Below are 26169 nucleotides of genomic sequence, written 5' to 3'. Positions count from 1 at the left end.
CATCCCCGCGCGCCGATGCCAGGGACTTCATCCCAGAACTACAGCAAAGCGGGTTAACAAAGGGGAAAAACGGGCCGGCGGGCTGTAGGATCGTCAACTATTCCTCGCGCCCGCCATCGAAGACGACGAGGTGGCGAATGCGGCGCGCGCGGCCGAGCGCCGAGATGGTTTCGGGCGCCTCCAGTTCGGCGGGAACAAGCGAGGGAACGTCGATCGCCGGGCGGCTGGCCAGCAGCTCTTTTTCCGGATCGATGACACGGATCGAATCGATCAAAGCGTCCGTGATCGGGTCGGCACCCAGCCAGAACGGCTTCTCCACAGCGCTGATCACGCCAAGGCAACGCGGGTTTTCGACGCCGCCATCCAGCGGCAAGGCAAGCAATTCGAATTTGTTGGAACGGCCGTTGCGGCTGAAGCCCTCGAATATGATCAGCACGACGGATTTCTGGTCGAACACGCCATGGATCAGCTTCGAAACCAGCCGCTGGTCCTTCTCGCGCCACAGCGAAGGGAAGGAGAACCCCTTGAGTTCGCGGCCGTAGGAGGCGCAGAGCCTTGTGCCGGCCAGCCGGAACACCGCTTGCCCACGTGTGTCCCTTTCCAGGATGAACGTGTCGGCCAGCAGCGACTTGATATCGGCCGGCTCTACTTCCGAGCGCTTCGGAGCAGGGCGTTCATCACGCAAGCGGTTCCAATACTGGAACAGCGTGATCGATCCGTTCTGGTTCATGCTAAGCAGCTCCGCGCATTCTGTCGTCTGATGTCCCATCGGTGAACAGAAGGGCGCCCTCCGATGACCTACATGCGTTGCGGAGCAGGAAGCGTGCCAGCGTCGTTAACACTTGTTCACGGGTCGGGGCCGTTAAGGTTAACAAGTGGTTTACGTTGCGCCCAGGCGAGCCGCGTGGCACACAAAAACCACTCCAGAAGCGGTCGTTTCGCGACGATCGGCAGCACTTCAGTCAAGAGTTCGGGGGAACAGGGGACTCGACAGCCGTTCAAGGGAAACCTTGGACGGCTTTCTTTTGATTCGGCACTTTTGATTCGCGCTCGGCGATTCGCCCTTTGTGGTCCGGCGGGCAGTGGTCTAGATGCTCGCAACAACGAATCCTGGACCGAGTGCTAGTGCGCATGAGTGAACCTGTAAGCCCACCGGAAATGGAACAGGCGGATCGCGAGCCCGAGCCGCGTCGCGAGCCGGTCTTCAACCTGCCGCCGATCGTGCTGGCGGTGATCGCCATTTGCGTGGCCGTCTACCTGTTGCAGCAATACGTGCTGAGTGATGCTCAGCAAATGACACTGCTTTACGACGGAGCCTTCATCCCTGTCCTCTACACCGGCCAATACGGCTTCGACTGGTTCCTGTTCACGCGGCCCTTCACATATGCCTTCATGCATGGTGGATTTGCCCATATCGCCATCAACATGGTCTGGCTCGCTGCCTTTGGCTCGCCGCTGGCCAATCGGCTCGGAGCGTTCTGGTTCGCGTTGTTCTTCGCCGCGACGGGACTGGCTTCAGTGGCGCTTTTCTGGGCCATGCATCCATATGGCGAAGCGCCGCTGGTCGGTGCTTCCGGTGCGATATCGGGCATGATGGGAGCGGCGGCACGCTTTGGCTTCCGTACGGATCGTTCGGCGGGCAAAGCCGCTTTCGCCGGCCCCGTGCTGCCGATCGCAATGGTGCTGCGCTCGCGTGGCGTGATGATCTTCCTTGCCGTTTGGATGGTGATCAATCTTGTCACCGGCCTTGTCGGCTTCGCCCCCGGCATCGACAGCCAGATCGCCTGGGAGGCTCACATTGGCGGCTTTGTCGCCGGCTTCTTCGGCTTGCGCTGGTTCGACAGACGTTGGCAGCCGCTCGACTGGGAGACGACCGACCACCGCACTTGAAATGCAACCGATCGCGGCGCACGATGTTCACTCTTACGTGAAAGCCGGTCAGGGCAGGAACCGGTTGGCAAAGTAGAGGAGGACGCCATGACGGTTAAGGCCATTCTCGAGCAAAAAGGCCACGACGTGTTGACGCTCGGGCCGAACGAAAAACTGAGCGAAGCCATCCGCATCCTTGCCGAACACAGGATCGGGGCGTTGGTCATCACCAATGGCGATCGCAAGATCGTCGGCATTCTCTCCGAGCGTGACATCGTGCGCGTCGTCGCCAGGGAAGGCGCTGCCGCGCTCGACATAGCCGTTCGTTCCGCGATGACGCCGAAAGTGAAGATCTGCAACGAGAACCACACCGTCAACGAGGTGATGGAGATCATGACCCGGGGCCGATTCCGCCATCTTCCGGTGGAAAAGGACGGCATGCTCGACGGCATCGTTTCGATCGGCGACGTGGTCAAGCGTCGTATCGAGGATGTCGAGCGCGAGGCTGAGGAAATCCGCGCCTATATCGCTACCGCCTGAGCGGCAAGCAACCGCCGGCCGCGCAACGGCCGGCGGGCGATAGCTACCTGTTGTCGAGTTCGGAGCGGACGAGTTGGAGTCCGCGCCGCGTGATGCGGTAGGGGCCGCCGTCCGATGACGAAACCGCCTTCTTGCGTTTCAGCTTCCGAAACAGGTCGAGATCGACGCCGGGGTAGTGCCAGCCGTCGCGGGTCAGGCATTTGACGGAGGCAATCCGTTTCTTGTCGCTCTTTTCGATCTCGATGCGCCCGCCCTGGGCGAGCAGGTGCAGAACGCGTTGTTCAATACGCGAAATATCCATGGGAGAGTTTTCCGGGAAAACAACAAAAGCCGCCGCCGCGAAGCTTCGCGGCACGGGGTTTCAGGTTTCTGCCCTGCCTCGCTACGAGGTCAGGGCCTTACCGGGACTGAGCGTAAGTGGACATCCACTCTCCATTGGGATGGATGGCCTATAGGCGAAAGCGGCGGAAAAGGCCAGCGGACGGCTTTACGCTTGTCTCGTGATGCGGTTTGCACTAGCGAAGTTGCAAATCAGAATGTGCATTAATGCAACTTCCATTATTCAGTTCGCAGGCCACAATGAGCATCATCGACACCCGCACGCCCGACGCGAAACGCCTGATCCCCGGCGCCACCGGCGACTGGGAAATCATCATCGGGCTCGAGGTCCATGCGCAGGTGACATCGGAAGCAAAACTGTTTTCCGGCGCTTCGACGTCGTTCGGCGCCGCCCCCAACGCCAATGTCAGCCTGGTCGACGCGGCAATGCCCGGCATGCTCCCCGTCATCAACGAGGAATGCGTCAAGCAGGCGATCCGTACCGGCCTCGGGCTGAAGGCGCAGATCAACCACAAGTCCGTTTTCGACCGGAAGAACTACTTCTACCCGGACCTGCCGCAGGGCTACCAGATCTCGCAGTTCAAGCAGCCGATCGTCGGCGAGGGCACGGTGATCATCTCCGTCGGTCCCGACCGCCAGGGCGAGTTCGAGGACATCGAGGTCGGCATCGAGCGCCTGCATCTGGAGCAGGACGCCGGCAAGTCGATGCACGACCAGCATCCGACCATGTCCTATGTCGATCTCAACCGCTCCGGCGTGGCGCTGATGGAAATCGTCTCCAAACCGGACATGCGTTCGGCCGACGAAGCCAAGGCCTATGTCACCAAGCTGCGCACCATCGTGCGCTATCTCGGCACCTGCGACGGCAATATGGACGAAGGCTCCATGCGCGCAGACGTCAATGTTTCGGTACGCCGGCCGGGCGGCGAATTCGGCACGCGCTGCGAGATCAAGAACGTCAATTCGATCCGCTTCATCGGCCAGGCGATCGACTTCGAGGCGCGCCGGCAGATCGCCATCATCGAGGATGGCGGCACGATCGACCAGGAAACGCGGCTGTTCGACGCCGTGAAGGGCGAAACCCGTTCGATGCGCACCAAGGAAGAGGCGCACGACTACCGCTATTTTCCCGATCCCGACCTGTTGCCGCTGGAGTTCGACCAGGCTTATGTCGAAGCGCTGGCCAAGGAATTGCCGGAACTGCCTGATGACAAGAAGGCGCGGTTGATCTCCTCGCTCGGCCTGTCGACTTACGATGCCTCGATCCTGGTGTCGGAAAAGCCGATCGCCGACTATTTCGAGAAGGCGGCCGCCGGCCGCGACGGCAAGCTCGCCGCCAATTGGGTCATCAACGACCTGCTCGGACAATTGAACAAAGCTGGCAAGGACATTGAAAACGCTCCGGTTTCGCCAGACCAGCTCGGCGCCATCATCGATCTGATCAAGGATGGCACCATCTCCGGCAAGATTGCCAAGGACCTGTTCGAGATCGTCTGGAACGAGGGCGGCGACCCGCGCCAGCTGGTTGAGAGCCGCGGCATGAAACAGGTTACCGACACCGGCGCTATCGAAAAGGCGGTGGACGAGGTGATCGCAGCCAACCCGGACAAGGTCGAGCAGGCGCGCGCCAAGCCGACCATGGCCGGCTGGTTCGTCGGCCAGGTGATGAAGGCGACCGGCGGCAAGGCCAACCCGCAAGCCGTCAATGACCTGGTCAAGGCCAAGCTGGGCATCGAGTAGGCTATGTTCGTGCGCACCGCCGGGGATCGCGACCTCGCCCCCATCCGGGCGCTGCTGGTCGAGACCTGGCATGCGACTTACGACGCCATCTACGGCGCCGAACGGGTGACAGAGATCACCGATGAGTGGCATTCGATCGCGTCGCTCACGGCGCGGCTGGCAAAGCCGAACAGCGAGTTCCTCGTCGCCGACGATGGCCAGCGCATTGGCGGCATGGCATTTGCCGAAGCGGTCGATAGCGGCGGCTTGATCATGCTGAAGCAGCTTTACGTGCAGCCCGGCCTGCAGGGCCGGGGCATCGGCGGCATGCTTCTCGACGAGATCATTGAAAGCTTCCCCGAGGCCCGCGCCATCCGGCTGGAAGTGGAAGAGAAGAACACGCGCGCAATTGCCTTCTACCAGGCGAACGGCTTCGTCCAGACCGGCCGCACCGACAATTGCGGTTCGGCCCATTCCGCTATCCCGGCGCTCGTCTATGAAAGGCTGCTTGCCGCATAGCGGCGGAGCTTTTCGGGTGCGCAATCCGGCGGTCGGATTCAGCGATCGAGCCGCGGCCTATCTGGTGGAGATATCCACATTGTCAATCAACCTGGTCTTGCCCAGCCAGGCGGCGGCGAGCAGGCGGCCCTCCTGTCCGCGGCGCCATGGCGCCAGCGTCCGGCTCTCGCGAGCTTCGACATAATCGACCTTCTGGAAACCGGCCGCGAGGAGGGCGCGGCTGGCTTCGCCTGTCGCGCCGTTCTGGTCGGCGCCGGCTGCCAGCGCCGCGGCTGCCTTGCGCAGGATCACGTTGAGCCGGCGGGCGATCTGGAGTTCGGCCTCGCCGAGATAGGCGTTACGCGATGACATGGCGAGGCCGTGCGCGTCGCGGATCGTCGGCGCGCCGATGATTTCGACGGGCAGGTCGAGGTCGCGGCAGAGCTGCCTGACGACGCACAATTGCTGATAATCCTTTTCGCCAAAGACCGCGACGTTGGGCGACGCCTGCAGGAGCAGCTTCGCCACGACGGTGGCGACGCCTTCGAAAAAAGTCGGTCGAAAATCCGATTCGAGCCCGGTGGAGGGACCGCCGACCGAGATTTTGGTGGCAAAGCCGGCAGGATACATCTCACCAACCCCAGGCGTGTAGGCAAGATCGGCTCCGGCCAAAGCGAGCTGGTCGAGATCGCGGGCGAGCTGACGTGGATATTTGTCGAGATCCTCGCTTGGCGCGAACTGCGTCGGGTTGACGAAGATCGAGACGACGCAGCGCTCGGCTCGTTCGAGCGCGATCCTGACCAGCGACAGGTGCCCTTCGTGCAAGGCGCCCATTGTCGGCACCATGGCGACGCGAAGGCCGTCGCGCCGCCAGTCGCGGATCCGCGCGCGAAGGCTGGCGACCGTGTCGACGACGAGGGGCCGGCTCATCGGTTGTCCTTGCCCAAGGTGGCCGAAAACACATTTTCGGGGCCGGGGAATGTCCTGTCTCGTACCTCGCTGGCGTAACGTGCGGCCGCATGCGAGACCACGCTGCGCAAATCGGCGTACTCCTTGACGAATTTCGGCACGCGATCGACGGTGAGCCCGACCATGTCGTCTATGACCAGGATCTGGCCGTCGCAAACGCCGCTGGCGCCAATGCCGATGGTCGGAATGGCGATGCGGTGGGTGATTTCGGCCGCGACCGCCTCGACCGTGCCCTCGATGACCACCGAAAAGGCGCCCGCTTCTTCGACGGCGCGCGCATCGGCAAATAGCGCTGCCGCATTCTCGTCGGTCCGGCCCTTGATCCTGTAGCCGCCATCCTTCTCGACGGATTGCGGCAGTAGGCCGATATGGCCCATGACCGCGATGCCGGCATCCACGACTGCGGCGATCTGCCGGGCCATACCGACGCCGCCCTCGAGTTTCACTGCCTGGCAGCCGGTTTCGCCAACGATACGCCGCGCCGAGGCCACCGCTTGGGCCGCCGAATCCTCATAGCTGCCGGCCGGCATGTCGACGACGACGCAAGCCTTGGCGGAGCCGCGCATCACCGCTTGCCCATGCGCGATCATCATCTCCAGCGAGGCGCCCAGCGTCGTTTTGTGGCCATGCAGGACCATTGCGACGCTGTCGCCGACCAGGAGCAGATCGACATGGTCGTCGAGCAGCCGGGCGATGGGGTAGGTATAGGCAGTGAGACAGACGATCGGCACGCCACGCTTGCGGCGGCGAATGGCATCGGCGCCGATGCGAATGTCGGCGGTCGGCGATTCCCTGGCCAATCGTCACCTCCCTCGGCCAATGGTCGGCAGGATACCCGCACGGGGCGCGCGCGCAGAGCTTTAGAAAGGCTGAGGGTGCTTGGCAAGCGCCATAGGCGCCGGCAATGCATCACCGGCTTGTGTCGCCTTACCGGCGCGCCATTTGCGCCCTCTTGGCGGCAAGCCCCTTGCCTTCACGAAGGGCTGACGCCATAAGCAGGAAACGGGCGCCATCGGCGCGAGGGTTTTGAAGATGAAGACTTTCCTTACGCAGTTTTTCACCTGGTGGAACGGCCAGACGCTTGGCACGCGCCTGCACACCTGGCGCTACGGCAGGAAGGTCGGGCAGGACGAGGTGGGCAACGTCTACTACGAAGGCGGTGTCGATTCCGAAGGACGCACGCGCCGCTGGGTCATCTATCGCGATTATTCCGAGGCTTCTTCTATCCCGCCCGGCTGGCACGGCTGGATCCATCACCGCGTCGACGTCGCGCCGCCGAGCGACGATTACAAGCCGCGCGACTGGCAGAAGCCGCATCAACCGAACCTGACCGGCTCGCCCTCGGCCTATCGTCCGAAGGGCTCGGTGCTGACCAACCAGCACCGTCCGCAGGTCACCGGCGACTACGACGCCTGGACGCCCGGATCGTAAGCGGGCGTCGGTCCTTTATCGCCACAATTGGTGTTTAGCTGCTTGCTGATCAAAAAACGGCGACTAGCCTTTGTGATAAAGAGAATCACCCGGGCGCTAACCACCGGTATCCCTGCATGAGCATTTCCAGCCTGACATCGATGGGCGCACTGATGGTAGCCGCCGGGCTCACCGTTAGCACCGCAGCACTTGCCGCTTCGGCAGAGCCGGCCGCACCCGCGCCGGCGCCGGGGTCGGATCGAATCACCAACCCGGTCGCCGAATTCGCCGGCATCGACAAGATCACCGGCCGTATCATCACCTTCGACGTCTATATCGACGAGACGGTGCAGTTCGGTGCTTTGCAGGTGACGCCGCGCGTCTGCTACTCCCGGCCGCAGAACGAGGAGCCGAAGACCGATTCCTTTGTCGAAGTCGACGAGATCACGCTCGACCGCAAGATCCGCCGCATCTTCACTGGCTGGATGTTTGCCGAAAGCCCTGGTCTCAATGCCGTCGAGCATGCCGTCTATGACGTCTGGCTGAAGGCCTGCAAGCAGAAGTCGGATGTGCCAGCGCCCGATGCGGCCAAGACCGATGGGGCCAAGCCCGATACAGCCCAGCCGAATGCCACGGCCGCTCCGGCTGCGGCCGAACCGGAAGCCACGGAACCGCCTACGACCAGCACCAACTGATCCTTCGGAACCGCGCTGACGGCAATGCGTTGGGCGTTGACGGCCATACGATGCGCGCCGGGAGGATTTTCCGATGTCTGCCAGAAAGCGGATCACCGCCAGCATCAAGGAACTGCTTGAGCTCGAAAAGGGCTTCTGGACAGGCGATTCGGCATTTTTCGCGGCCAATGCCGACACCGAGTGCCTGGTGGCATTTCCGCGGATGGCCCAGACCATGAGCAATGCCGATCTCGCCGAAACCGCCGCCGATCCCAAGCGATGGCGTGATCTCGAGATCGATCTCAAGGGCGTGGTCGAACCAGGCAGCGACATCGTCATCCTGGCCTATGAAGTGCATGCCGTGAGGGGCAATGGCGAAGCCTACGCGGCGCTGGTCAGCACCGGCTATGTCCATCGCGTCAACGGCTGGAAGATGATGTTCCATTCGCAGGCTCCGCTGGAAACGAAGGTCCGCTGACGGGCTGGATCATCAGGGGAAAAACACCGCTTCACCCTTCAGCGCGTCGGCCAGCATCTTCTCGTATTTGCCGCGCGGCACGTCGATTGCGCCGAAGCGCTTGAGGTGTTCGGTGGTGAACTGCGTGTCGAGCAGCGCGAAACCGCGCGCCCGCAGGCGTTCGACGAGATGCACAAGGCAAATCTTCGAAGCGTCCGTTTCCCGGGAAAACATGCTTTCGCCGAAGAACACCCGCCCCAGCGAGACACCGTAGAGGCCGCCGACCAGCCGCTCCTCGCGCCAGGCCTCGACAGAATGGCAATGGCCGATGCGATGCAATTGCACATAGGCCTCGCGGATCGGCGCGTTGATCCAGGTGGAACGGCGCTCCTCGCGCCTTTCGGCGCAGCCATCGATCGTCGCCTCGAAATCGAAGTCGAAACGGATGTCGAAGAGGTTTCGCCGAATCGCCTTCTTAAGACTTTTCGGTGCGTGGAAGCGGTCGAGCGGGATGATGCCGCGCGTTTCCGGCCGCACCCAGAACACTTCCGGGTCGGCGGCACTTTCGGCCATCGGGAAGACGCCCGAGGCGTAGGCCTTGAGCAGAAGGTCGGTCGGGATACGATAGCCTGGCGCGTAAGGGCGGGTCATCGCTTCATTATAGCGGCAAGTCGGGGGGCTATTCGCCTTTGGCCAGATATTTTTCCAGCCAGTGGATGTCATAGTCGCCATTGGCGATGTCGGCGTTGCCGACGAGGTCGCGAAACAGCGGCAACGTCGTTTTGATTCCGTCGACGACGAATTCGTCCAGCGCCCGGCGCAGCCGCATCATGCATTCGACGCGGTTGCGCCCGTGCACGATCAGCTTGCCGATCAGGCTGTCGTAGTAGGGCGGGATCTTGTATCCGGAATAGACGCCGGAATCGACGCGGATGCCAAGACCGCCTGGCGTGTGGAAATGGGTGATCGTGCCGGGCGAGGGCGTGAAGGTGCGCGGATCCTCTGCATTGATGCGGCACTCGATGGCATGGCCCTGGAAGCGGATGTCTTCCTGCTTGACCGAAAGACCGCCGCCCGAGGCGACACGGATCTGCTCATGCACCAGATCGATGCCGGTGATAGCCTCCGTCACCGGATGCTCCACCTGCAGGCGCGTGTTCATCTCGATGAAATAGAACTCGCCATTCTCGTAGAGGAACTCGATCGTGCCGGCGCCGGAATAGCCGAGGTCGGCGATGGCGTTGGCGCAGATATCGCCGATGCGCGAGCGTTCCTCGGCGTTGAGGGCGGGTGAGTTGGCCTCTTCCCAGACTTTCTGGTGGCGGCGCTGCAAGGAGCAGTCGCGCTCGCCGAAATGCACGCCCCGGCCAAAGCCGTCGCCGAACACCTGAACCTCGATATGACGCGGCTTTTGCAGGTACTTTTCGATATAGACGGCGTCATCGCCGAAGGCCGCGCCCGCTTCCGAGCGGGCCGTCTGCAAGGCGACTTCGAGGTCGGCCTCGGTATGCGCCACTTTCATGCCGCGTCCGCCGCCGCCGGCCGACGCCTTGATGATTACGGGATAGCCGATCTCCGCGGCGATGCGCTTGGCCTCCTTTTCCTCGGTCACCGCACCGTCGGAGCCGGGAACCACCGGAATGCCAAGGCGTTTGGCGGTGCGCTTGGCTTCGATCTTGTCGCCCATGATGCGGATATGGTCACCGGTCGGACCGATAAAGGTAATGTTATGCGCTGCCAATATGTCGGAAAACTTGGCGTTCTCCGACAGGAAACCGTAGCCGGGATGCACGGCGTCGGCGCCGGTGATCTCGCAGGCGGCGACGATCTGGTGGATATTGAGGTAGCTGTCGCGCGATGGCGGTGGCCCGATGCATACGCTCTCGTCGGCGAGCCGAACATGCATGGCGTCGGCGTCGGCGGTCGAGTGCACCACCACCGTCTGGATGCCAAGCTCCTTGCAGGCGCGCAGCACCCGAAGCGCGATTTCGCCGCGATTGGCGATGAGAATCTTCTGGAACATTAGGGCCGCTCTACTCGATCACGACGAGCGGCATGCCGTATTCGACCGGCTGTGCGTCCTCGAACAGGATCGCCGTCACCGTGCCGGCGCGCGGCGAGGGGATCTGGTTCATCGTCTTCATCGCTTCGATGATCAGCAGCGTCTGCCCTTCCTTGACGTTCTGGCCGATCTCGATGAACGGCTTGGCATCCGGCGAGGGCGCCAGGTAGGCGGTGCCGACCATGGGAGAGGCCACGGCGTTTTTCGACACGTCGGCGGCGGCCGGAACGGCTGCGGTGGCAGGTTGGGCCGCCGGCGCCGGCGCGAAGGCCGGCTGCGGCGCAGCTATCGCGTGAACGGCCGGCGCCTGTCGAGACACGCGCACCTTCAGGTCGCCCAGCTCGACTTCGATCTCGGTGAGATTGGTGTCGTTCAGTATGCCCGCCAGGTCGCGGATCAGCTGCTGGTCAACACCGTTCTTCTTTATCGACATTTTCGAGCCTTCTGTTTGTTGGCCGGTCATAGGCGTGCGGCCAGCGCCTGCAGCGCCAGCGTGTAGCCGAGCGGCCCAAAGCCACAGATCATGCCGACAGCGACCGGCGCGACCATGGAGACGTGGCGGAATGATTCCCGCGCATGGATGTTGGAAAGATGGACCTCGGCGACCGGCAGCGGCGCCACGGAACGGATGGCGTCGTGGATCGCGATAGAGGTGTGGCTATAGGCGCCGGGATTGATGACGATGCCGGCGGCCTTGTCGCCCGCTTCCTGGATCCAGTCGACGAGGTCGCCCTCGTGGTTCGACTGGCGGAAGTCGATTTCGAGCCCGAGCGCCGTGCCCGCCTCTCTGCAGTCCTCCGCTATGGCGGCAAGCGTCTTGCCGCCATAGATGCCAGGCTCGCGCTTGCCGAGCGCGTTGAGATTGGGACCGTTCAGGACGAAAACCGTTTTCAAAAAATGCTGACCTTTCCCGGCACCGGCGTACAACCGGCGTTGGGCCCTCTATAATGGGCATAGACGCCCGCGGAAAGAGCGCAAGTGCGTTCTTTCACTGTCCACAACAGGCGGAAATGCGCCCGTGAAGAAAACCCGCGGCCGATCAAAGCGCGGCTTTCGCCGCCTCGATCTTCTCCGCCAGGACTTCCTGTCCGAGCGCCCCGAACACGACCTCGTTGCCGACGACGTAGGACGGCGTTCCGGTGATCGCCAGTTTGTTGGCGAGATCGTAGGTCTTGGAGAAGGCTTCGGTGATGGACGGGTCCTTCATCTTTTCACGCAGCGTCGCTTCGTCGGCGCCGAGCGAAAGCGCGACCTTAATCGCCGCCGCCTCGGTGGCGCGTCCCTGGCCGCCGAGCAGCGCATTGTGGAACTCGCCATACTTCTGCGGCATCATCAGGTGGAAGGCCATCGAGACGACGCTGGCCTTCTGCGAATCCGGGCCGAGGATCGGGAACTCCTTGAGCACGAAACGCAGGTCCGGATCGGCCTTGGTCAGCGCCTGCATGTCTTCGATGGCGCGTTTGCAGAAGCCGCAATTGTAGTCGTAGAACTCGACGATCGTGACCTTGCCGTTCGGGTTTCCGACCACGCCGTCGAAGGAGGAGTTGAAGATCTGCTCCTTGGCGCCCTTGATGACGCCGAGATGGGCAATGCGCTGCTCTTCCTTCTGCTTGGCCTCGAGTGCATCCTGGACTTCCAGCAGCACTTCCGGATTCTTCAGGAGATAATCGCGGATGATGCCTTCGACCTCGGTGCGGTCGATCTTGGTATCGGCCGCGGCCGTCTGAAGCGGTTGCGCCGCACCGGCTTCCGCGATTTGCGGGCTGCCGGCCACAAAACCGAACGCCAGCATGGCAAGGGCTATCGCAACTCCCGTGGTGCCCAGCAACAGTGCCTTTTTCATCGTTCCGTTCCTTTGCCTGTTTTCCGGTCTGGCTGCGTCGCAGCGCACGGCCGGAAGGTTCATTATACCTTGCCCGACGGCTTGTAGTTTATGATGTCCTGGGCGCGAATCCATCGCGGCTCGCCGCGTTTGAGTTGCTGCTGCGCTCGCATGGCGAAGATCTTCGCATCCTTGTAGTTACCGGAATAGAAATGACCCTCGGCCGTGGCGAGCTCGGCGCCCGGTATGTCTCCTAATTCGCCATAGGCCTGCGCCAGATAGCGGTATCCCACGGAATTTTCCTTATCGCGTCGCAAGCCGTTGTTGATCTGCACCACGGCCTTTTTCAGAGCGTCTGGGGTGCCCGTCGCCATCAACGCCTGGCCGAGCGAAACCGGCAGCAATCCAGATCGCGCCTTGTCGAGGTTGACTGCCTTGGCGTAGGCGTCGGCAGCTTCCTTGGGCTTGTTCGCCTTCATCAATATATCGCCGCGCAATTCCTGGAAATAAGCGTTGCCGGGCTGGGCCTTGATCAAGGCGTTGGTCTTGGCGAGTGCGGTGGCGATGTTGCCGAAAAGATAGGCCGATTGGGCCTCGCCATACTGCGCGGCAAGGCTGCCCTGCATCTTTCGCATCAGCCGCGACGCGGCGGCCTGGCCTTCCATGTAGACAGCGATCTTCACCCGCATCATGTCGTGGCGCAATTGCAGGGCCGGCGCATCGACCTTGTCGAGATAGGGGCTCTGCTTGACCAGCACTTCGAGGTTGGAGATTCGATCGCGCGGCATCGGATGGCTGATCCGGTAGGGATCGACCTGCGCGCCCGACAGCGACAAGGCCGTCTGGAAACGCTGAAATGTCTTCAGCATGCCCATGCCGGACTGGCCGGTGGCGTTGAGATAGGTGATCGCCGAGCGGTCGGCCGTCATTTCCTCGGTGCGCTGATAGGCGAGAATGCTGCGCTGCGCCATCTCGCCGCCGCCAGCCGCCACGCCCACGCCGGCGCCGGCAAGTCCGCGGCTGTTGGTGGTCGCCCCGGCGACCATGGCGCCGGCGCCCAGCAAGGTCGCGATGATGGCCATCGTTTTGGCGCGCTCGAGCTGGTCACGCAGTTTCTGCTGGTGGCCGCCGGCGATGTGGCCGGCCTCGTGAGCGATGACGCCGATGATCTCGTTGGGCGTTTCGGCTTCCATCAAGGCGCCCGTGTTGATGAACAGCCGGCGTCCGGTGACGAAGGCATTGAAGCTCTGGTCGTTGACCAGGACGATGTCGATGCCGTCATTCGCCAGACCGGCGGCCTTGAAGATCGGGCGGGCGTAATCGCGCACCAGCGCCTCGATCTCGGCATCGCGCACGACCGGCACGTTCTGGGCGAAGGCGCTGATGGAACCAGACACCGCGACGGCGACGCCAAGCGAAAGCGTCGCAACGACGCGCGCTGCCCGGGCAACCATCGATTTGGGTCGGCTCAACATGACGTGTCCACTGGTAGACGAGCGGGCGAAAGATGAAAAGTCGGCACCGGAAAAACTTCCTCAACTTGTGATCCTCACACCAATCGGGCATTTGTGCGGCGCATGCGCCAGGACGTGGCGCGCTCAATCGCCGGATCGAGGTCAAAATGGTCGTTTCGCTCTCACGCCGTGGCAATGTCGAACCCTTCCACGCCATGGATGTGCTGGCCGAGGCGAACCGGCTGAGAGCGACGGGCGCGCCGGTCATTTCCATGGCCGTCGGCCAGCCGTCCGATCCGGCTCCGGCCCGCGTTCGTGCCGCGGCGGCCAGGGCTTTGCAGGACGGGCGTATTGGCTATACCGATGCTCTGGGCCTGGCTGGATTGCGCAAGGCGATCGCGGAACACTATGGGGATCACTATGGGCTTGAGGTCGCGCCCGACCGGATCGCGGTCACCACGGGATCCTCGGCCGCCTTCAATCTCGCTTTCCTGGCAATGTTCGATCCCGGCGACCGCGTCGCCATCGCAGCGCCGGGCTACCCCGCTTATCGCAACATCATGGCGGCGCTGGGCATCGAAGTGATCGAGATAGAGCTCGGCGATGCAGCCTATCTTCATGCCGCTCACCTGGAGACCGCGCATAGCGAAAAACCGCTCAAGGGCGTGCTGTTCGCAAGCCCCGCCAACCCAACCGGCGCGGTCATTCCGGCCGATGATCTCGCGGACCTGGTCCGGACGGCGGAGGCGCTCGGCATTGCCGTCATCTCCGACGAGATCTACCACCGGCTGGCCTATACGGCGCCCGACACCACGGCACTCGCCTTTGGCACCGGTGTCACGGCGATCAACTCCTTCTCGAAATACTATTGCATGACCGGCTGGCGCATCGGCTGGATGGTGCTGCCGGAAGCGCTGGTGCGGCCCATCGAGCGCATTGCGCAGAGCCTCTACATCTCGCCGCCGGAACTGTCGCAGGTCGCCGCAATCGAGGCCTTTGCCGCTACCGAGGAGCTGGAAGCGGTCAAGGGTCGCTATGTTTGGAACCGCGAGCTCCTGATGACGCGTCTGCCGGAGCTCGGCTTTCCGCTGGCCGCACCGATGGATGGCGCCTTCTATGCCTTTTGCGACGTCACCCGGCACAGCAATGACAGCATGGCTTTCGCCCGCAAGATGCTGGCCGAGGCGCATGTCGCGGCCACGCCCGGCCGTGATTTCGACACCCAGGCCGGGCACCGCACCATGCGTTTTTCCTATGCCGGCAGCCATGACGACATGGTCGAGGCATTGGCGCGCATCGAACGCTGGCTGAGGTAGATCCATGCCGGAACTCGAGCAGGCCCTGGCCGAAGTCGCGGCCGAAATGGCCGAACGCACCGATCGCGGCGAGGTCGCCACCTATATCCCGCAACTCGGCAAGGTTGATCCCAAGAAATTCGGCATCGCAGCCGTCACCAATGACGGCCGCGTGCTGATGGCGGGCGACGCCGACCAGCCCTTTTCGATCCAGAGCATCTCGAAAGTGTTCACCTTGACGCTGGCGCTGGGCAATGTCGGCGATGCGCTGTGGAAAAGGGTGGGGCGCGAACCCTCGGGCAACCCGTTCAACTCGATCATGCAGCTCGAGCATGAGAACGGCATTCCGCGCAATCCCTTCATCAATGCCGGCGCCATCGTCATTTCCGACATCCTGCTTGCCGGTCATCAGCCGCGCGAGGCGATCGGCGAGATCCTGCGCTTCATCCAGTTCCTCGCCGACGACGAGACCATCATCATCGACCGCGAGGTCGCGGCGTCGGAGCGCGCCACCGGCTATCGCAACTTCGCGCTCGCCAACTACATGAAATCCTTCGGCAATCTTCATCATGCGCCGGAGCTGGCGCTCGGCGTCTATTTCCACCATTGCGCCATCGCCATGAGCTGCCGGCAGTTGGCGATGGCCGGCCGGTTCCTCGCCAATGGCGGCAAGAATCCGGCGACCGGACATTCCGTGGTGTCGGTCGAGCGGGCACGCCGCATCGGCGCCATGATGCTGACCTGCGGCCACTATGACGGCTCCGGTGATTTTGCCTTCCGCGTCGGCATTCCGGGCAAGAGCGGCGTCGGCGGCGGCATATTGGGCATCGTGCCCGGCGTCGCCTCGCTCGCCGTCTGGTCGCCCGGCCTCAACGCCAACGGCAATTCCAAGCTGGGCTCGATCGCCCTGGAAAAGCTCGCCAGGATGATGAACTGGTCGATCTTCGCGCCGTAACGTTCCGGCAAACCGGATCTGAAAAATCCCGCGCCGTCTTTCGACCGCGCGGGATTTTTTTTATTCAGGAAATCAGTTCAAAGAGCTGAAATCTCAGAAGAAACCTTTCCGCTGCCACCAGCCGGCGCGCTTCGGCTTCTCTTCGGTCTTGGTTTCCGGCTCTTCGGCGACGGTCGAGGAAACCACCGGCACGACCGGCGCATCGATGGCCGCCGGCTTGCGTCGTGACGGACGGGCCTTCGGTGTGTCCTCGGCGGTCGTCGCCGCTGCCTCGTCCGATGCCGTGGCTGGCGTCTCGGCGGGTGCCGGAACGGCCAGTTCAGCGATCGGCTCCTCGGCGACGGCCTCGGCGGCTGCCTTCTTCGGCTTGGCTACACGCCGCGGCTTCTTGGGCTTCTCGGCGGTCGTCGCCTCGTCGCTCACCGGAGCCACCGGCTCTTCCGCAGCCACGACGGCTACCGGCTCGATCACAGGCTCGCTTTCGGAAGCATCGATCCCGGAAGGCTCGGTCGCTTCATCGACGCTTGCCTCGGCCTCGCCTTCGCCGTCCTCGCGCCGGTTGCGCTTGCCGCCACGCTTGCCGCGGCGACGCTTCTTGCCCTGGCCTTCGTCGGATGCTTCCGCCGTTTCGGCAGTTCCGGCCGCGGGGACCGGGGCCTCGTCGCCGGCTTCCGCCTCGTCACGGCTCACTGGGCCTTCCGATGTGGACAACTCGTCGGCCTGCGCGGACACGGAAGCACCGTCGATGTGGCCATGATCGCGATCGCGATCCTTGCCACCGCGGCGTCTGCGACGCTTGCGGCGCTTGCGGTCGCGGCCTTCGCCCTCTTCGCCGGGCCTCTGCTGGTGCTGGCCTTGCTGAGGCTGACGCGGCTGTTCGGCTTGGGCCGGTGCTTCTTCTCCCTCGTCGGCGAGGATCTCATCCTCGGGCTCTTCCGGTTCGACATAGGCCGGCAGGGTGCGCGCTTCGACGAAGCCTTCCGGCTTTTCGGCCAGCGCGCCGCGGAAGATCGCATAATGCTGCGAACCGACCGTGTCGTCGGCCTCAAGCGTGATGGTCAGCCCGAAGCGGCTTTCCAGTTCCACCAGCGTGCCGCGCTTGTGGTTGAGCACATAAAGTGCGGTCGCCGCAGGCGTGCGAACCGTGATGTGGCTGCGCGAATCCTTGAGCAGGAACTCCTCGATCGCCCTGACCACCATCAGAGCGACAGACGAATCGGAGCGCACATGGCCGGTGCCGCCGCAATGCGGGCAAGGCTTCATGGTCGATTCCAGCACGCTGGCGCGGATGCGCTGGCGCGACATCTCCATCAGGCCAAAATGCGAGATGCGGCCGACCTGGATGCGCGCGCGATCGTTCTTGAGGTGATCCTTCAACCGCTTCTCGACGGCGCGGTTGTTGCGGTTCTCCTCCATGTCGATGAAGTCGATGACGATCAGGCCGGCAAGGTCGCGCAGCCTGAGCTGGCGGGCGACTTCCTCCGCTGCTTCCAGATTGGTGTGGAGCGCGGTGTCCTCGATCGAGTGCTCCTTGGTCGAGCGGCCCGAGTTGACGTCGATGGCGACCAACGCCTCGGTCTGGTTGATGATGATGTAGCCGCCGCTCTTCAGCGTCACTTGCGGCTGCAGCATGCGGTCAAGCTGCGCCTCGATGCCATTGCGCACGAAGATCGGCGTCGTATCGCGGAACGGCTGAACCACCTTGGCGTGGCTCGGCATCAGCATGCGCATGAAGTCCTTTGCCTCGCGGTAGCCCTCTTCGCCGGAGACGAGGATCTCATCGATGTCCTTGTTGTAGAGGTCGCGCACCGAACGCTTGATCAGGCTGCCTTCCTCGTAGACGAGGGCAGGGGCCGTGGACTGGAGCGTGAGATTGCGCACGTTCTCCCAAAGCCGCATCAGATATTCATAATCGCGCTTGATCTCGGCCTTGGTGCGGCTCTCGCCGGCGGTGCGCAGGATGACGCCCATGCCTTGGGGCACTTCGAGATCGGCGACCACTTCCTTGAGGCGCTTGCGGTCGACGGCACTGGTGATCTTGCGCGAAATTCCCCCGCCGCGCGCCGTGTTCGGCATCAGCACGGAATAGCGGCCGGCAAGCGACAGATAGGTGGTGAGCGCTGCGCCCTTGTTGCCGCGCTCTTCCTTGACGACCTGCACCAGCAGGATCTGGCGGCGTTTGATCACTTCCTGGATCTTGTACTGGCGGCGCATCGGCTTACGGCGGTTGCGCGCTTCCTCCAGGGCATCCTCGGCGCCGACCGATTCGACCTCGTGATCGTCCGGATGCGAAGACTGAACCTCTTCCAGCATGCCGCGATCATCGTCGCTGGATTCACTGCCCTGTTCCGTCTGCGGGACGGGTTCGGAAATCACATCGGCGTCGACGGAGGCGGCGATCGACGTCGGGCCGCCCTCGCGGGTCTCGCCTTCGTTCTGTCCGGAAGATTCGTCACTCTGCTCGGAGGAGGCTTCGCCATGATTGGATGCATCCGCGGCCTGTTCCGGGGCATCGGCCGCATGTTCGATGGTTTCCGAACCGCGGGAAGTGTTCTCTGAGACGGCGTCGTTGCCATTGGCGTCGTCGCCTGCCTCGCCGGCCGTTTCGGATGCCTCGTCGGCATCGGTCCCGCTCGCATCGCGCTTGTGTTCTGCGCGGTCGCGGCCCTTGCCGCCGCGCCGGCGTCCGCGCCGGCCGCGATCGCGGCTCTGGCGGTCGTCGCCTTCGCCGTCCTCATCGTCCTCGTCCTCGGCTTCCTGCGCTTCAGCGCGCAGCAGCGCCTGACGGTCGGCGACGGGGATCTGGTAGTAGTCGGGATGTATTTCACTGAAGGCGAGGAAACCGTGACGGTTGCCGCCATATTCGACAAAGGCTGCCTGAAGGGAGGGTTCGACGCGCGTTACGCGGGCGAGATAGATGTTTCCTTTGAGCTGCTTCTTGTCCTGTGATTCAAAGTCGAATTCTTCGATACGATTACCGCGTACGACGACAACGCGTGTTTCCTCCGGGTGGGAGGCGTCTATCAGCATTTTGTTGGGCATTATTTCGTTTCCCCCCGGCAGCCGTCAGCCGCAGCTTGCGGCGCAAGGGCCGCTGCTGTGTGTCTGGATGAATGTGGGTGCCGGATGTCTGAATGTCCGCCGGACGGTGCCTGCGCGCCATGGCGGTGCCGCCCGCAGCCATATTGGCGCGGTTTGATGCGGACCTTTCCATGATTGCGCTTGAAGCCATCGTCACCAGCAGAACCTTTTGAACCAAAGCCCGGAAACCGGACCAGCTTGTTTGCTCATACAGAGCCGGCGCGGGACAAACCCGGCCGTTTTCCTCACGCAGGCGATTCCCCCGCCACGGGCGCACACCTGCGAAATTCGTCGCGATCACCTGAACCCTTCTCGCATGGAGCGAAAGGAGCCGCCTTTCGTCTCACCTGTAGCGGGAAGCTGCGGAGGAGGGCGGTTCCAGGATTGCAGTGATCCACTATCGCTTTTATGATTTGGCGGGTTGGAAGGCAACCCCGATTTCCGACGCCGGCAAAAGCGGTTCCGCCACGTAAGCACGAGTCCGGGGCTCGCGTGAAAAGGCTTGGTTAACCTTCTCTGGATACCAATCGTTAATCGAGTTCGCGGCCTAACCGGCACTTCGACCACATGACCGGGCGCCTCGGCGCCAAACCGGGAGCGACTGCAAAGAGATGGGATTGGCAGGCTTCACAGACAAGGGCAGTCGTGCCGGCGGCCGTTTGCTCGCGATCTTCTGCCTCCTTCTGTCGATGACCATCTCGTTGGTCGCCAACGCCGCCGATGCCCCGCTCACGGCAACCGGCTACAAGATGGCGGGCGATGCCACCAAGACGCGCATCGTCATGGATTTCGACCGTGAGCCCGACGTCAAATGGTTCCTCTTGCGCGGGCCCAATCGTCTGGTCATCGATCTGGCGAATACGAAGTTGGCCATCGATGCCAAGGATTTGAAGCCACGCGGGCTGGTCAAGGGCGTGCGCCTGGGTGAACTCGATGCAGGCGTGTCGCGGCTGGTTCTCACCGGCAAGGGGCCGTTCGCGGTCGACAAGCTCGACGTGCTCAAGAACGAGGACGGCGTGGGCTACCGCATCGCCGTCGACATGTCGGCGGCCTCCGAACGCGAGTTCGACACTGCCCTTGCCAATCAGGCGCTGACCACCGGTTCCACGGTTTCGACAGACAAGGGCGGGCGGGTCGGTACCGGGCCGGTCTCCAATCCGGGCCATCGCTTCACCGTCGTCATCGATCCGGGCCATGGCGGCGTCGATGGCGGTGCCGAGGGCCTGAACGGCACAGTCGAAAAGAACGTCACGCTGGCTTTCGCCACGGAACTGCGCGACAAGCTCGCCGCCGTCGGCAGATACAATGTCTTCATGACGCGCGACACCGACGAATATTTGCGGCTGGACGACCGCGTGCGCATCGCTCGCCAGCATGAGGCCGACCTGCTCATCTCCATCCATGCCGACACTATCAGCCTCAAGGGTATCCGGGGCGCGACCGTCTATACCGTTTCCGACAAGGCTTCGGATCCGGAAGCACAGGCGCTTGCCGATCGTGAAAATCTCTCCGACCAGTTCGCCGGCATGGAGATCAAGGACGACAACAAGGAAGTTACCGATATCCTGATCGACCTGATCCGCCGCGAGACTCACACCTTCTCGATGAGTTTCGCCCACACGCTGGTCGGCCAGTTGTCGACCAGCGTCGGCCTCATCAACAATCCCCAGCGTTCCGCGGGATTCAAAGTGCTGAAAGCGCCTGACGTCCCGTCCGTGCTGGTCGAACTCGGCTATCTCTCGAATGCCAAGGACGAGGCGCAACTGCTCAACGCCGACTGGCGCGACAAGGCGGCGCAAAGCATCACCAACGCCGTCGCGCTGTTCGCTTCAGCGCGTGCCGGAACGGGAACCGGGGGCTGAAATGCCTGACGACGCCTGCAACCACAGGCAGCGTTGCGCGGCGACAACACCCGACGCTTTTATTTCCGCCTCACAGCCGCGAAATCCGACCTTGCCGTATTTTGCCCACATGGTAGCGACATGGGTTTTCGATTACGGGTTGGGACCGGCTCGAATGCTTGCGCGGAAGGCGGCTTCGTTTAGGAAATTCCCGAACCAAGGACTGGAGCGGGCATGATTCGTCTCATTGGCTATTTCTTCGGTATCGGCACGACGCTGGCCCTGCTGGTCGCGGCGGGGGTTGCCATCTATATCGGGCATTTGTCGAAGGATCTGCCCGACTATGAGGTGCTGGCCAAGTACGAGCCGCCGGTGACGACCCGAATCCATGCCTCGGACGGCGCGCTGATGGCCGAGTACGCGCGCGAACGGCGCCTGTATTTGCCGATCCAGGCCATCCCCGACCGCGTCAAGGCGGCCTTCCTGTCGGCCGAGGACAAGAATTTCTACAACCACCCCGGCATTGACGTGACCGGCCTCGGCCGCGCTATCATCGTCAACCTGCAGAATTTCGGCTCGGGCAGGCGTCAGGTTGGCGCCTCGACGATCACCCAGCAGGTGGCGAAGAATTTTCTGCTGACCTCGGACCAGACCTACGAGCGCAAGATCAAGGAAATGATCCTCGCCTTCCGCATCGAGCAGGCCTATTCCAAGGACCGCATTCTCGAACTTTACCTCAACGAAATCTTCTTCGGTTTCGGCGCCTATGGCGTTGCGGGTGCCGCGCTCACTTATTTCGACAAGTCGGTGAACGAGCTGACCGTGGCCGAGGCCGCCTATCTGGCCTCGCTGCCGAAGGGGCCGAACAATTATCACCCCTTCAAGCATGCCGACCGCGCGCTTGAGCGCCGCAACTGGGTCATCGACCAGATGGTCGAGAACGGCTACGTCACGCGCGAGGAAGGCGACAAGGCCAAGGCGGAACCTCTCGGCGTCACGCCGCGCCGCAACGGCACCTATCTGTTCGCCGGCGAATACTTCACCGAGGAGGTGCGCCGCCAGATCATCGCCCGCTACGGCGAGAACGCCCTCTATGAAGGCGGCCTGTCCGTCCGCACCACCCTCGACCCGAAGATCCAGCTCATCGCCCGCAAGGCGATGCAGAACGGCTTGATCAAGTACGACACGCTGCGCGGCTACCGCGGGCCGCTGAAGACGATCGACGTGTCCGGCGACTGGGGTGTGCCGCTGGGCAATGTGAAGGGGCTGGAAGACGTTCCCGAATGGAAGCTCGCAGTCGTGCTCGACAGTTCGGCATCCGGCCTGTCGATTGGCTTGCAGCCGGCACGCCAGGCGTCGGGCGACATCGTCAAGGAGCGCGTCGAAGGCACCGTCAGCAAGGAAGACATGGGCTTTGCCATGCGCCATGTGGTCGGCGGCAAGACGGTCAGGGCCAAGTCGCCGGCCGATGTGCTGAAGCCGGGCGACGTCATCTTCGTCCAGAAGAATGAAGGCTCCGACGACGCCTACAGCCTGCGCCAGGTCCCCGAAGTGGAAGGCGGCCTGATCGCCATGGATCCACACACCGGCCGCGTGCTGGCCATGGTCGGCGGCTTCTCCTATGCGCAATCGGAGTTCAACCGCGCCACCCAGGCCATGCGCCAGCCCGGCTCTTCGTTCAAGCCGATCGTCTATTCCGCCGCGCTCGACAATGGCTATACGCCGGCGTCGGTCATCATGGACGGGCCGATCACCATCCAGAGCGGCAACACGACCTGGACGCCGAAGAACTACGACGGCACGGTCGCCGGTCCGGCAACCCTGCGCTCCGGCATCGAAAAGTCGCGCAATCTGATGACTGTGCGCCTCGCCAACGACATGGGCATGAAGCTGGTCGTCGAATATGCGGAGCGCTTCGGCGTCTATGACCATCTGGCGCCGTATTTGCCGATGGCGCTGGGTTCCGGCGAGACGACGGTGATGCGCATGGTTTCGGCCTATTCGATCATGGCCAATGGGGGCAAGTCGATCAAGCCGACACTGATCGACCGTATCCAGGACCGCTACGGCAAGACCGTCTTCAAGCAGGACGAACGCGGCTGCGAGGGCTGCAACGCGGCCGAATGGCAGAACCAGCCGGAACCCGAGCTCGTCGATAACTCCGAACAGGTGCTCGATCCGATGACCGCCTATCAGATCACTTCGATGATGGAAGGCGTCGTCCAGCGCGGCACCGGCGCCACCATCGCCGAGCTCGGACGCCACATTGCCGGCAAGACCGGCACTACAAACGACGAAAAGGACGCCTGGTTCATCGGCTACACGCCGAACCTCGTCGTCGGCCTCTATATGGGCTACGACACGCCGCGCGGCCTTGGCCATGGCGCCACCGGCGGCGGCCTCGCCGCTCCTATCTTCAAGGATTTCATGCGCGTGGCGCTGGATGGCACGCCCAACGTCGACTTCAAGGTTCCCGAAGGCATGAATCTGGTCGCCATCAACCGCAAGACAGGCATGCGGGCCAATTCGGGCGATCCCGGCACCATCATCGAAGCCTTCAAGCCGGGCACCGGCCCAGCCGACAGCTATTGGGTGATCGGCATGGGCGCCGACGGGTCCAATGCCTCCGGCGGCGCGCTGTCGCCTCAGGCCAACCAGGCCATCCAGTCGGGCGGCGGCGGCCTCTACTGACAGGTATGCATGCAGGATTGGGCCGGCCCAGGGCCGGTCCAATTTGCTTTACAGGCGGCGGCGGCGTCCCTATGTATCGCGCCGACCAGGCGTCACTTTCAGCAACAGGATAAAACAGCAGGCCATGCGCGCGGAAACGCAGAATATTGTCGATGAGATCAGGCAGGCGATTACCCTGCTGAGGAGGCATCTTTGACTGGGATCAGGCCATAAAGCGGCTTGAATACCTGAATGTGCGCGCCGAGGACGCCAGCCTCTGGAACGAACCGCTGGAAGCGCAGAAGCTGATGCGCGAGCGCCAGGGCCTCGAGGAAGGCATCGCGGCGGTCAGGGGGCTGACCCAGGCGCTTGAAGACAATATCGGCCTGATCGAACTCGGCGAGGAAGAGGGCGACGAGAGCGTCGTTGCCGAGGCTGAGGCCGCGATCCGCTCGATGCAAGGCGAGGCGAAGGCTCGCCAGGTCGAGACGCTGCTCTCGGGCGAAGCCGACGCCAACGACACATATCTCGAAATCCACGCAGGCGCCGGCGGCACCGAAAGCCAGGACTGGGCCTCGATGTTGCTGCGCATGTATACGCGCTGGGCCGAGCGCCGCCGCTTCAAGGTCGAGGTGCTGGAAGTGCATGACGGCGAAGAGGCCGGCATCAAGTCCGCGACGCTGCTGATCAAGGGCCACAATGCCTATGGCTGGCTAAAGACGGAGTCCGGCGTCCACCGGCTGGTGCGCATTTCACCCTATGACAGCAACGCGCGCCGGCACACATCCTTCGCCAGCGTCTGGGTCTATCCTGTCATCGACGATACGATCGAGATCGACGTTTCCGAATCCGACGTGCGCATCGACACCTATCGTTCGTCCGGTTCGGGCGGCCAGCACGTCAACACCACCGATTCGGCGGTGCGCATTACCCATCTCGCCACCGGCATCGCGGTCGCCTGCCAGGCCGAACGCTCGCAGCACAAAAATCGGGCAAAGGCATGGGAGATGCTGCGCTCGCGGCTTTACGAGGAAGAGCTGAAGAAGCGCGAAGCCGTCGCCAACGCCACCGAAGCATCGAAGAGCGACATTGGCTGGGGTCACCAGATCCGCTCCTACGTGCTGCAGCCCTATCAGCTGGTGAAGGATCTGCGTACTGGCGTCGAAAGCACCAGCCCGTCGAGCGTGCTCGATGGCGACCTCGATGACTTCATGGAAGCCTCGCTGTCGCAACGCATCGAGGGTGGTGCTGGGGAAGCGGTGCCGGACCTGGATTAGGGCCGGCGCCTACAGTGCCACACATCTGGATTGGATTATGGCCCGCAAGCTTGTTGGAAAGTGCTTCTGCGGTGCGGTGCACTATGCGGTCGCTGACGAGTTCCTGTACGCGGCGAATTGCCATTGCTCGAACTGCCGGCGCACGACAGGTTCGGCTTTCAAGCCCTTCGCGGGCATCGAACGCGCCAAGTTTGTCCTGACCAAGGGCCACGACATGCTGCTGGTCTTCGGCGACGACAATGGCCATGACGCGCACTGCAAGCGGTGCGGTTCGCTGCTCTATTCGGTCGTGCGTGAGGGCGCCTTCGTCCATGTCGCGATGGGAACGCTCGTCGACGACCCGAGCATCCGCCCGACCGAGCATATCTTCGTAGGTTCCAAGGCGCCGTGGTACACGATCAGTGACGGCCTGCCGCAGTATGACGAACACGTGATCGCAGGACCTGCTGGCGAATAGGCCGGAACTTCTCTCGCTGAATCTCGTTATCTGCGATCCCGTCTGCTGGGCATGGTTGTGCCTGCCTATCCAATCGAGAGACGGCGCCTGTTTTTCTGTTGCCGATGCGCGGCATTCAGCCCTGCCACATCGGCATGCAGTGGTTTCTTGCGCCGACTCACAAATCGGCTCACCATTCATGGTCGAGGGGAGACAAAAGCATCTATGGCCGGCGCGGCAGAAATGCCTGCTGACGATCCGGCCACTGGGAAGTCACGTTTCAGGAACGGGCAAGCGAAACGCTTGATGCTCGTTTGAAAGGAGCGCTTCCATGTCTGCTGCCCCATCAAGATCGGCTCGAGCCGCGGTGAGCCGACTCATGCTCTGCCTGCTTGCAATCGCAGCGATTGCGTTGCCCATGGCGCCTGCCTTCTCCCACGATGCCAAGCCTACAGCGGCGAAACCGCTGGGTTGGAGTTATCCATTCGCATGCTGTGCCAACTACGATTGCCGCACGGCCCATACAGGCGAGGTTTTGGAAAAACCCGAGGGTTATGTGATCGCCGGGACGGGGGAAGTTGTCCCGATGACCGACAAGCGTGTGAAGGACAGCCCGGACGGCGAATTCCACTGGTGCGCGCATCAAGCGGGTCTAGACGCCGGTAAGACGATCTGCCTGTTCGTGCCGCCGCGCTCCTACTAAGCCCGGGAGGCACAGCGGCGACCGGCCCGGACCGCGATGGGCGGGGGCCTGCTGACGGACGGTTGCCAGGACCGCTCCTTTGTGTTGCGTTGCCTGCG

25 protein-coding genes are annotated in these 26169 nt (G+C 62.9%); 14 read left to right on the top strand and 11 right to left on the bottom strand.

The genetic code is table 11. The features are described 5' to 3' along the window. Positions 1 to 97: 97 nt before the first annotated feature. Positions 98 to 730: a PAS domain-containing protein gene (locus LB533_RS08170; protein ID WP_140637965.1), complete on the bottom strand. Its 633-nt coding sequence runs from the start codon at positions 728 to 730 to the stop codon at positions 98 to 100. Between the two features lie 401 nt (positions 731 to 1131). Between LB533_RS08170 and LB533_RS08165 the strand changes: the two genes are divergently transcribed. Both LB533_RS08165 and LB533_RS08160 read left to right on the top strand, forming a co-directional pair. Further along, complete coding sequence (locus tag LB533_RS08165) at positions 1132 to 1890, top strand: rhomboid family intramembrane serine protease (RefSeq protein WP_140637966.1); 759 nt, start codon at positions 1132 to 1134, stop codon at positions 1888 to 1890. An 87-nt stretch (positions 1891 to 1977) separates the two neighbouring features. Further along, positions 1978 to 2409, top strand: coding sequence for a CBS domain-containing protein (locus tag LB533_RS08160; protein ID WP_140493682.1), 432 nt, complete (start codon positions 1978 to 1980; stop codon positions 2407 to 2409). 43 nt (positions 2410 to 2452) lie between these two features. Here LB533_RS08160 and LB533_RS08155 read toward each other — a convergent pair whose 3' ends face one another. Then, positions 2453 to 2710 carry a YjhX family toxin gene (locus LB533_RS08155; RefSeq protein WP_140637967.1) on the bottom strand — a complete coding sequence of 86 codons (258 nt, stop codon included), beginning with the start codon at positions 2708 to 2710 and terminating at the stop codon, positions 2453 to 2455. 278 nt (positions 2711 to 2988) lie between these two features. On the opposite strand from LB533_RS08155, the gene gatB reads away from it, so the two are divergent. Beyond that, a complete protein-coding gene (gene gatB / locus LB533_RS08150; RefSeq protein ID WP_140637968.1) occupies positions 2989 to 4488 on the top strand; it encodes an Asp-tRNA(Asn)/Glu-tRNA(Gln) amidotransferase subunit GatB in 1500 nt (499 codons plus the stop codon). A gap of 3 nt (positions 4489 to 4491) precedes the next feature. Then, entirely contained in the window at positions 4492 to 4986 is a 495-nt protein-coding gene (locus LB533_RS08145; RefSeq protein WP_140637969.1) for a GNAT family N-acetyltransferase, read from the top strand. A gap of 57 nt (positions 4987 to 5043) precedes the next feature. Here the strand turns inward: LB533_RS08145 and panC are convergent, their stop codons facing one another. Continuing rightward, on the bottom strand, positions 5044 to 5895 hold the full coding sequence (gene panC, locus LB533_RS08140) for a pantoate--beta-alanine ligase (protein WP_140637970.1): 852 nt from the start codon (positions 5893 to 5895) through the stop codon (positions 5044 to 5046). Beyond that, positions 5892 to 6734, bottom strand: coding sequence for a 3-methyl-2-oxobutanoate hydroxymethyltransferase (gene panB / locus LB533_RS08135; protein ID WP_140637971.1), 843 nt, complete (start codon positions 6732 to 6734; stop codon positions 5892 to 5894). Before panB ends, panC begins: the two co-directional genes overlap by 4 nt. 232 nt (positions 6735 to 6966) lie before the next feature. Between panB and LB533_RS08130 the strand changes: the two genes are divergently transcribed. The 3 genes from LB533_RS08130 to LB533_RS08120 all read left to right on the top strand — a co-directional run bounded on the left by LB533_RS08130 (position 6967) and on the right by LB533_RS08120 (position 8496). After that, positions 6967 to 7365 (top strand): NADH:ubiquinone oxidoreductase subunit NDUFA12, encoded by a 399-nt coding sequence (locus LB533_RS08130; protein ID WP_140548754.1) that lies wholly within the window; start codon positions 6967 to 6969, stop codon positions 7363 to 7365. Between the two features lie 116 nt (positions 7366 to 7481). Then, positions 7482 to 8039 carry a DUF2155 domain-containing protein gene (locus LB533_RS08125; RefSeq protein WP_181169247.1) on the top strand — a complete coding sequence of 186 codons (558 nt, stop codon included), beginning with the start codon at positions 7482 to 7484 and terminating at the stop codon, positions 8037 to 8039. Positions 8040 to 8112: 73 nt separating this feature from the next. After that, complete coding sequence (locus tag LB533_RS08120) at positions 8113 to 8496, top strand: hypothetical protein (protein WP_140637972.1); 384 nt, start codon at positions 8113 to 8115, stop codon at positions 8494 to 8496. Between the two features lie 12 nt (positions 8497 to 8508). On the opposite strand, the gene aat is transcribed toward LB533_RS08120, so the two are convergent. From aat to LB533_RS08090, 6 genes are all read right to left on the bottom strand, one after another. Next, complete coding sequence (aat, locus tag LB533_RS08115) at positions 8509 to 9126, bottom strand: leucyl/phenylalanyl-tRNA--protein transferase (protein WP_140637973.1); 618 nt, start codon at positions 9124 to 9126, stop codon at positions 8509 to 8511. Positions 9127 to 9154: 28 nt separating this feature from the next. Further along, positions 9155 to 10498, bottom strand: a complete 1344-nt coding sequence (accC, locus tag LB533_RS08110; RefSeq protein WP_140493663.1) for an acetyl-CoA carboxylase biotin carboxylase subunit — start codon at positions 10496 to 10498, stop codon at positions 9155 to 9157. Positions 10499 to 10508: 10 nt separating this feature from the next. Next, complete coding sequence (gene accB, locus LB533_RS08105; protein WP_140637974.1) at positions 10509 to 10970, bottom strand: acetyl-CoA carboxylase biotin carboxyl carrier protein; 462 nt, start codon at positions 10968 to 10970, stop codon at positions 10509 to 10511. Positions 10971 to 10996: 26 nt separating this feature from the next. Continuing rightward, complete coding sequence (gene aroQ, locus LB533_RS08100; RefSeq protein WP_140637975.1) at positions 10997 to 11431, bottom strand: type II 3-dehydroquinate dehydratase; 435 nt, start codon at positions 11429 to 11431, stop codon at positions 10997 to 10999. A 145-nt stretch (positions 11432 to 11576) separates the two neighbouring features. After that, entirely contained in the window at positions 11577 to 12380 is an 804-nt protein-coding gene (locus tag LB533_RS08095; RefSeq protein ID WP_140517637.1) for a DsbA family protein, read from the bottom strand. A gap of 62 nt (positions 12381 to 12442) precedes the next feature. Continuing rightward, the gene (locus LB533_RS08090) at positions 12443 to 13834 is read right to left on the bottom strand and encodes a M48 family metalloprotease (protein WP_140637976.1); all 1392 of its coding nucleotides are present in this window, start codon (positions 13832 to 13834) and stop codon (positions 12443 to 12445) included. 146 nt (positions 13835 to 13980) lie between these two features. On the opposite strand from LB533_RS08090, the gene LB533_RS08085 reads away from it, so the two are divergent. Further along, positions 13981 to 15129 carry a pyridoxal phosphate-dependent aminotransferase gene (locus tag LB533_RS08085; RefSeq protein WP_140637977.1) on the top strand — a complete coding sequence of 383 codons (1149 nt, stop codon included), beginning with the start codon at positions 13981 to 13983 and terminating at the stop codon, positions 15127 to 15129. A gap of 4 nt (positions 15130 to 15133) precedes the next feature. After that, positions 15134 to 16063 (top strand): glutaminase, encoded by a 930-nt coding sequence (locus LB533_RS08080; RefSeq protein WP_140637978.1) that lies wholly within the window; start codon positions 15134 to 15136, stop codon positions 16061 to 16063. Between the two features lie 93 nt (positions 16064 to 16156). Here the strand turns inward: LB533_RS08080 and LB533_RS08075 are convergent, their stop codons facing one another. Beyond that, positions 16157 to 19105: a ribonuclease E/G gene (locus LB533_RS08075; RefSeq protein ID WP_224677005.1), complete on the bottom strand. Its 2949-nt coding sequence runs from the start codon at positions 19103 to 19105 to the stop codon at positions 16157 to 16159. Positions 19106 to 19755: 650 nt separating this feature from the next. Here LB533_RS08075 and LB533_RS08070 point away from each other — a divergent pair. The 5 genes from LB533_RS08070 to LB533_RS08050 all read left to right on the top strand — a co-directional run bounded on the left by LB533_RS08070 (position 19756) and on the right by LB533_RS08050 (position 26071). Then, positions 19756 to 21006 carry an N-acetylmuramoyl-L-alanine amidase gene (locus tag LB533_RS08070; RefSeq protein ID WP_224677004.1) on the top strand — a complete coding sequence of 417 codons (1251 nt, stop codon included), beginning with the start codon at positions 19756 to 19758 and terminating at the stop codon, positions 21004 to 21006. 213 nt (positions 21007 to 21219) lie between these two features. Continuing rightward, entirely contained in the window at positions 21220 to 23676 is a 2457-nt protein-coding gene (locus LB533_RS08065) for a penicillin-binding protein 1A (RefSeq protein WP_140548729.1), read from the top strand. Between the two features lie 124 nt (positions 23677 to 23800). Continuing rightward, positions 23801 to 24932, top strand: a protein-coding gene (prfB, locus tag LB533_RS08060) for a peptide chain release factor 2 (RefSeq protein WP_140637981.1) whose coding sequence is annotated in 2 segments (ribosomal slippage) — positions 23801 to 23866 and positions 23868 to 24932 — 1131 coding nt in all. Because the reading frame shifts where the segments join, the coding sequence is not laid out codon by codon here. Between the two features lie 37 nt (positions 24933 to 24969). Continuing rightward, on the top strand, positions 24970 to 25389 hold the full coding sequence (locus tag LB533_RS08055; RefSeq protein ID WP_140637982.1) for a GFA family protein: 420 nt from the start codon (positions 24970 to 24972) through the stop codon (positions 25387 to 25389). 310 nt (positions 25390 to 25699) lie between these two features. Further along, positions 25700 to 26071, top strand: a complete 372-nt coding sequence (locus LB533_RS08050) for a hypothetical protein (protein WP_140637983.1) — start codon at positions 25700 to 25702, stop codon at positions 26069 to 26071. Positions 26072 to 26169 lie beyond the last annotated feature (98 nt).

Source organism: Mesorhizobium sp. BR1-1-13 (assembly GCF_020165515.1).
GTDB lineage: Bacteria > Pseudomonadota > Alphaproteobacteria > Rhizobiales > Rhizobiaceae > Mesorhizobium.
Note: the sequence above shows the minus strand (reverse complement) of the source record. Positions and strands in the feature narration are given on the sequence as shown.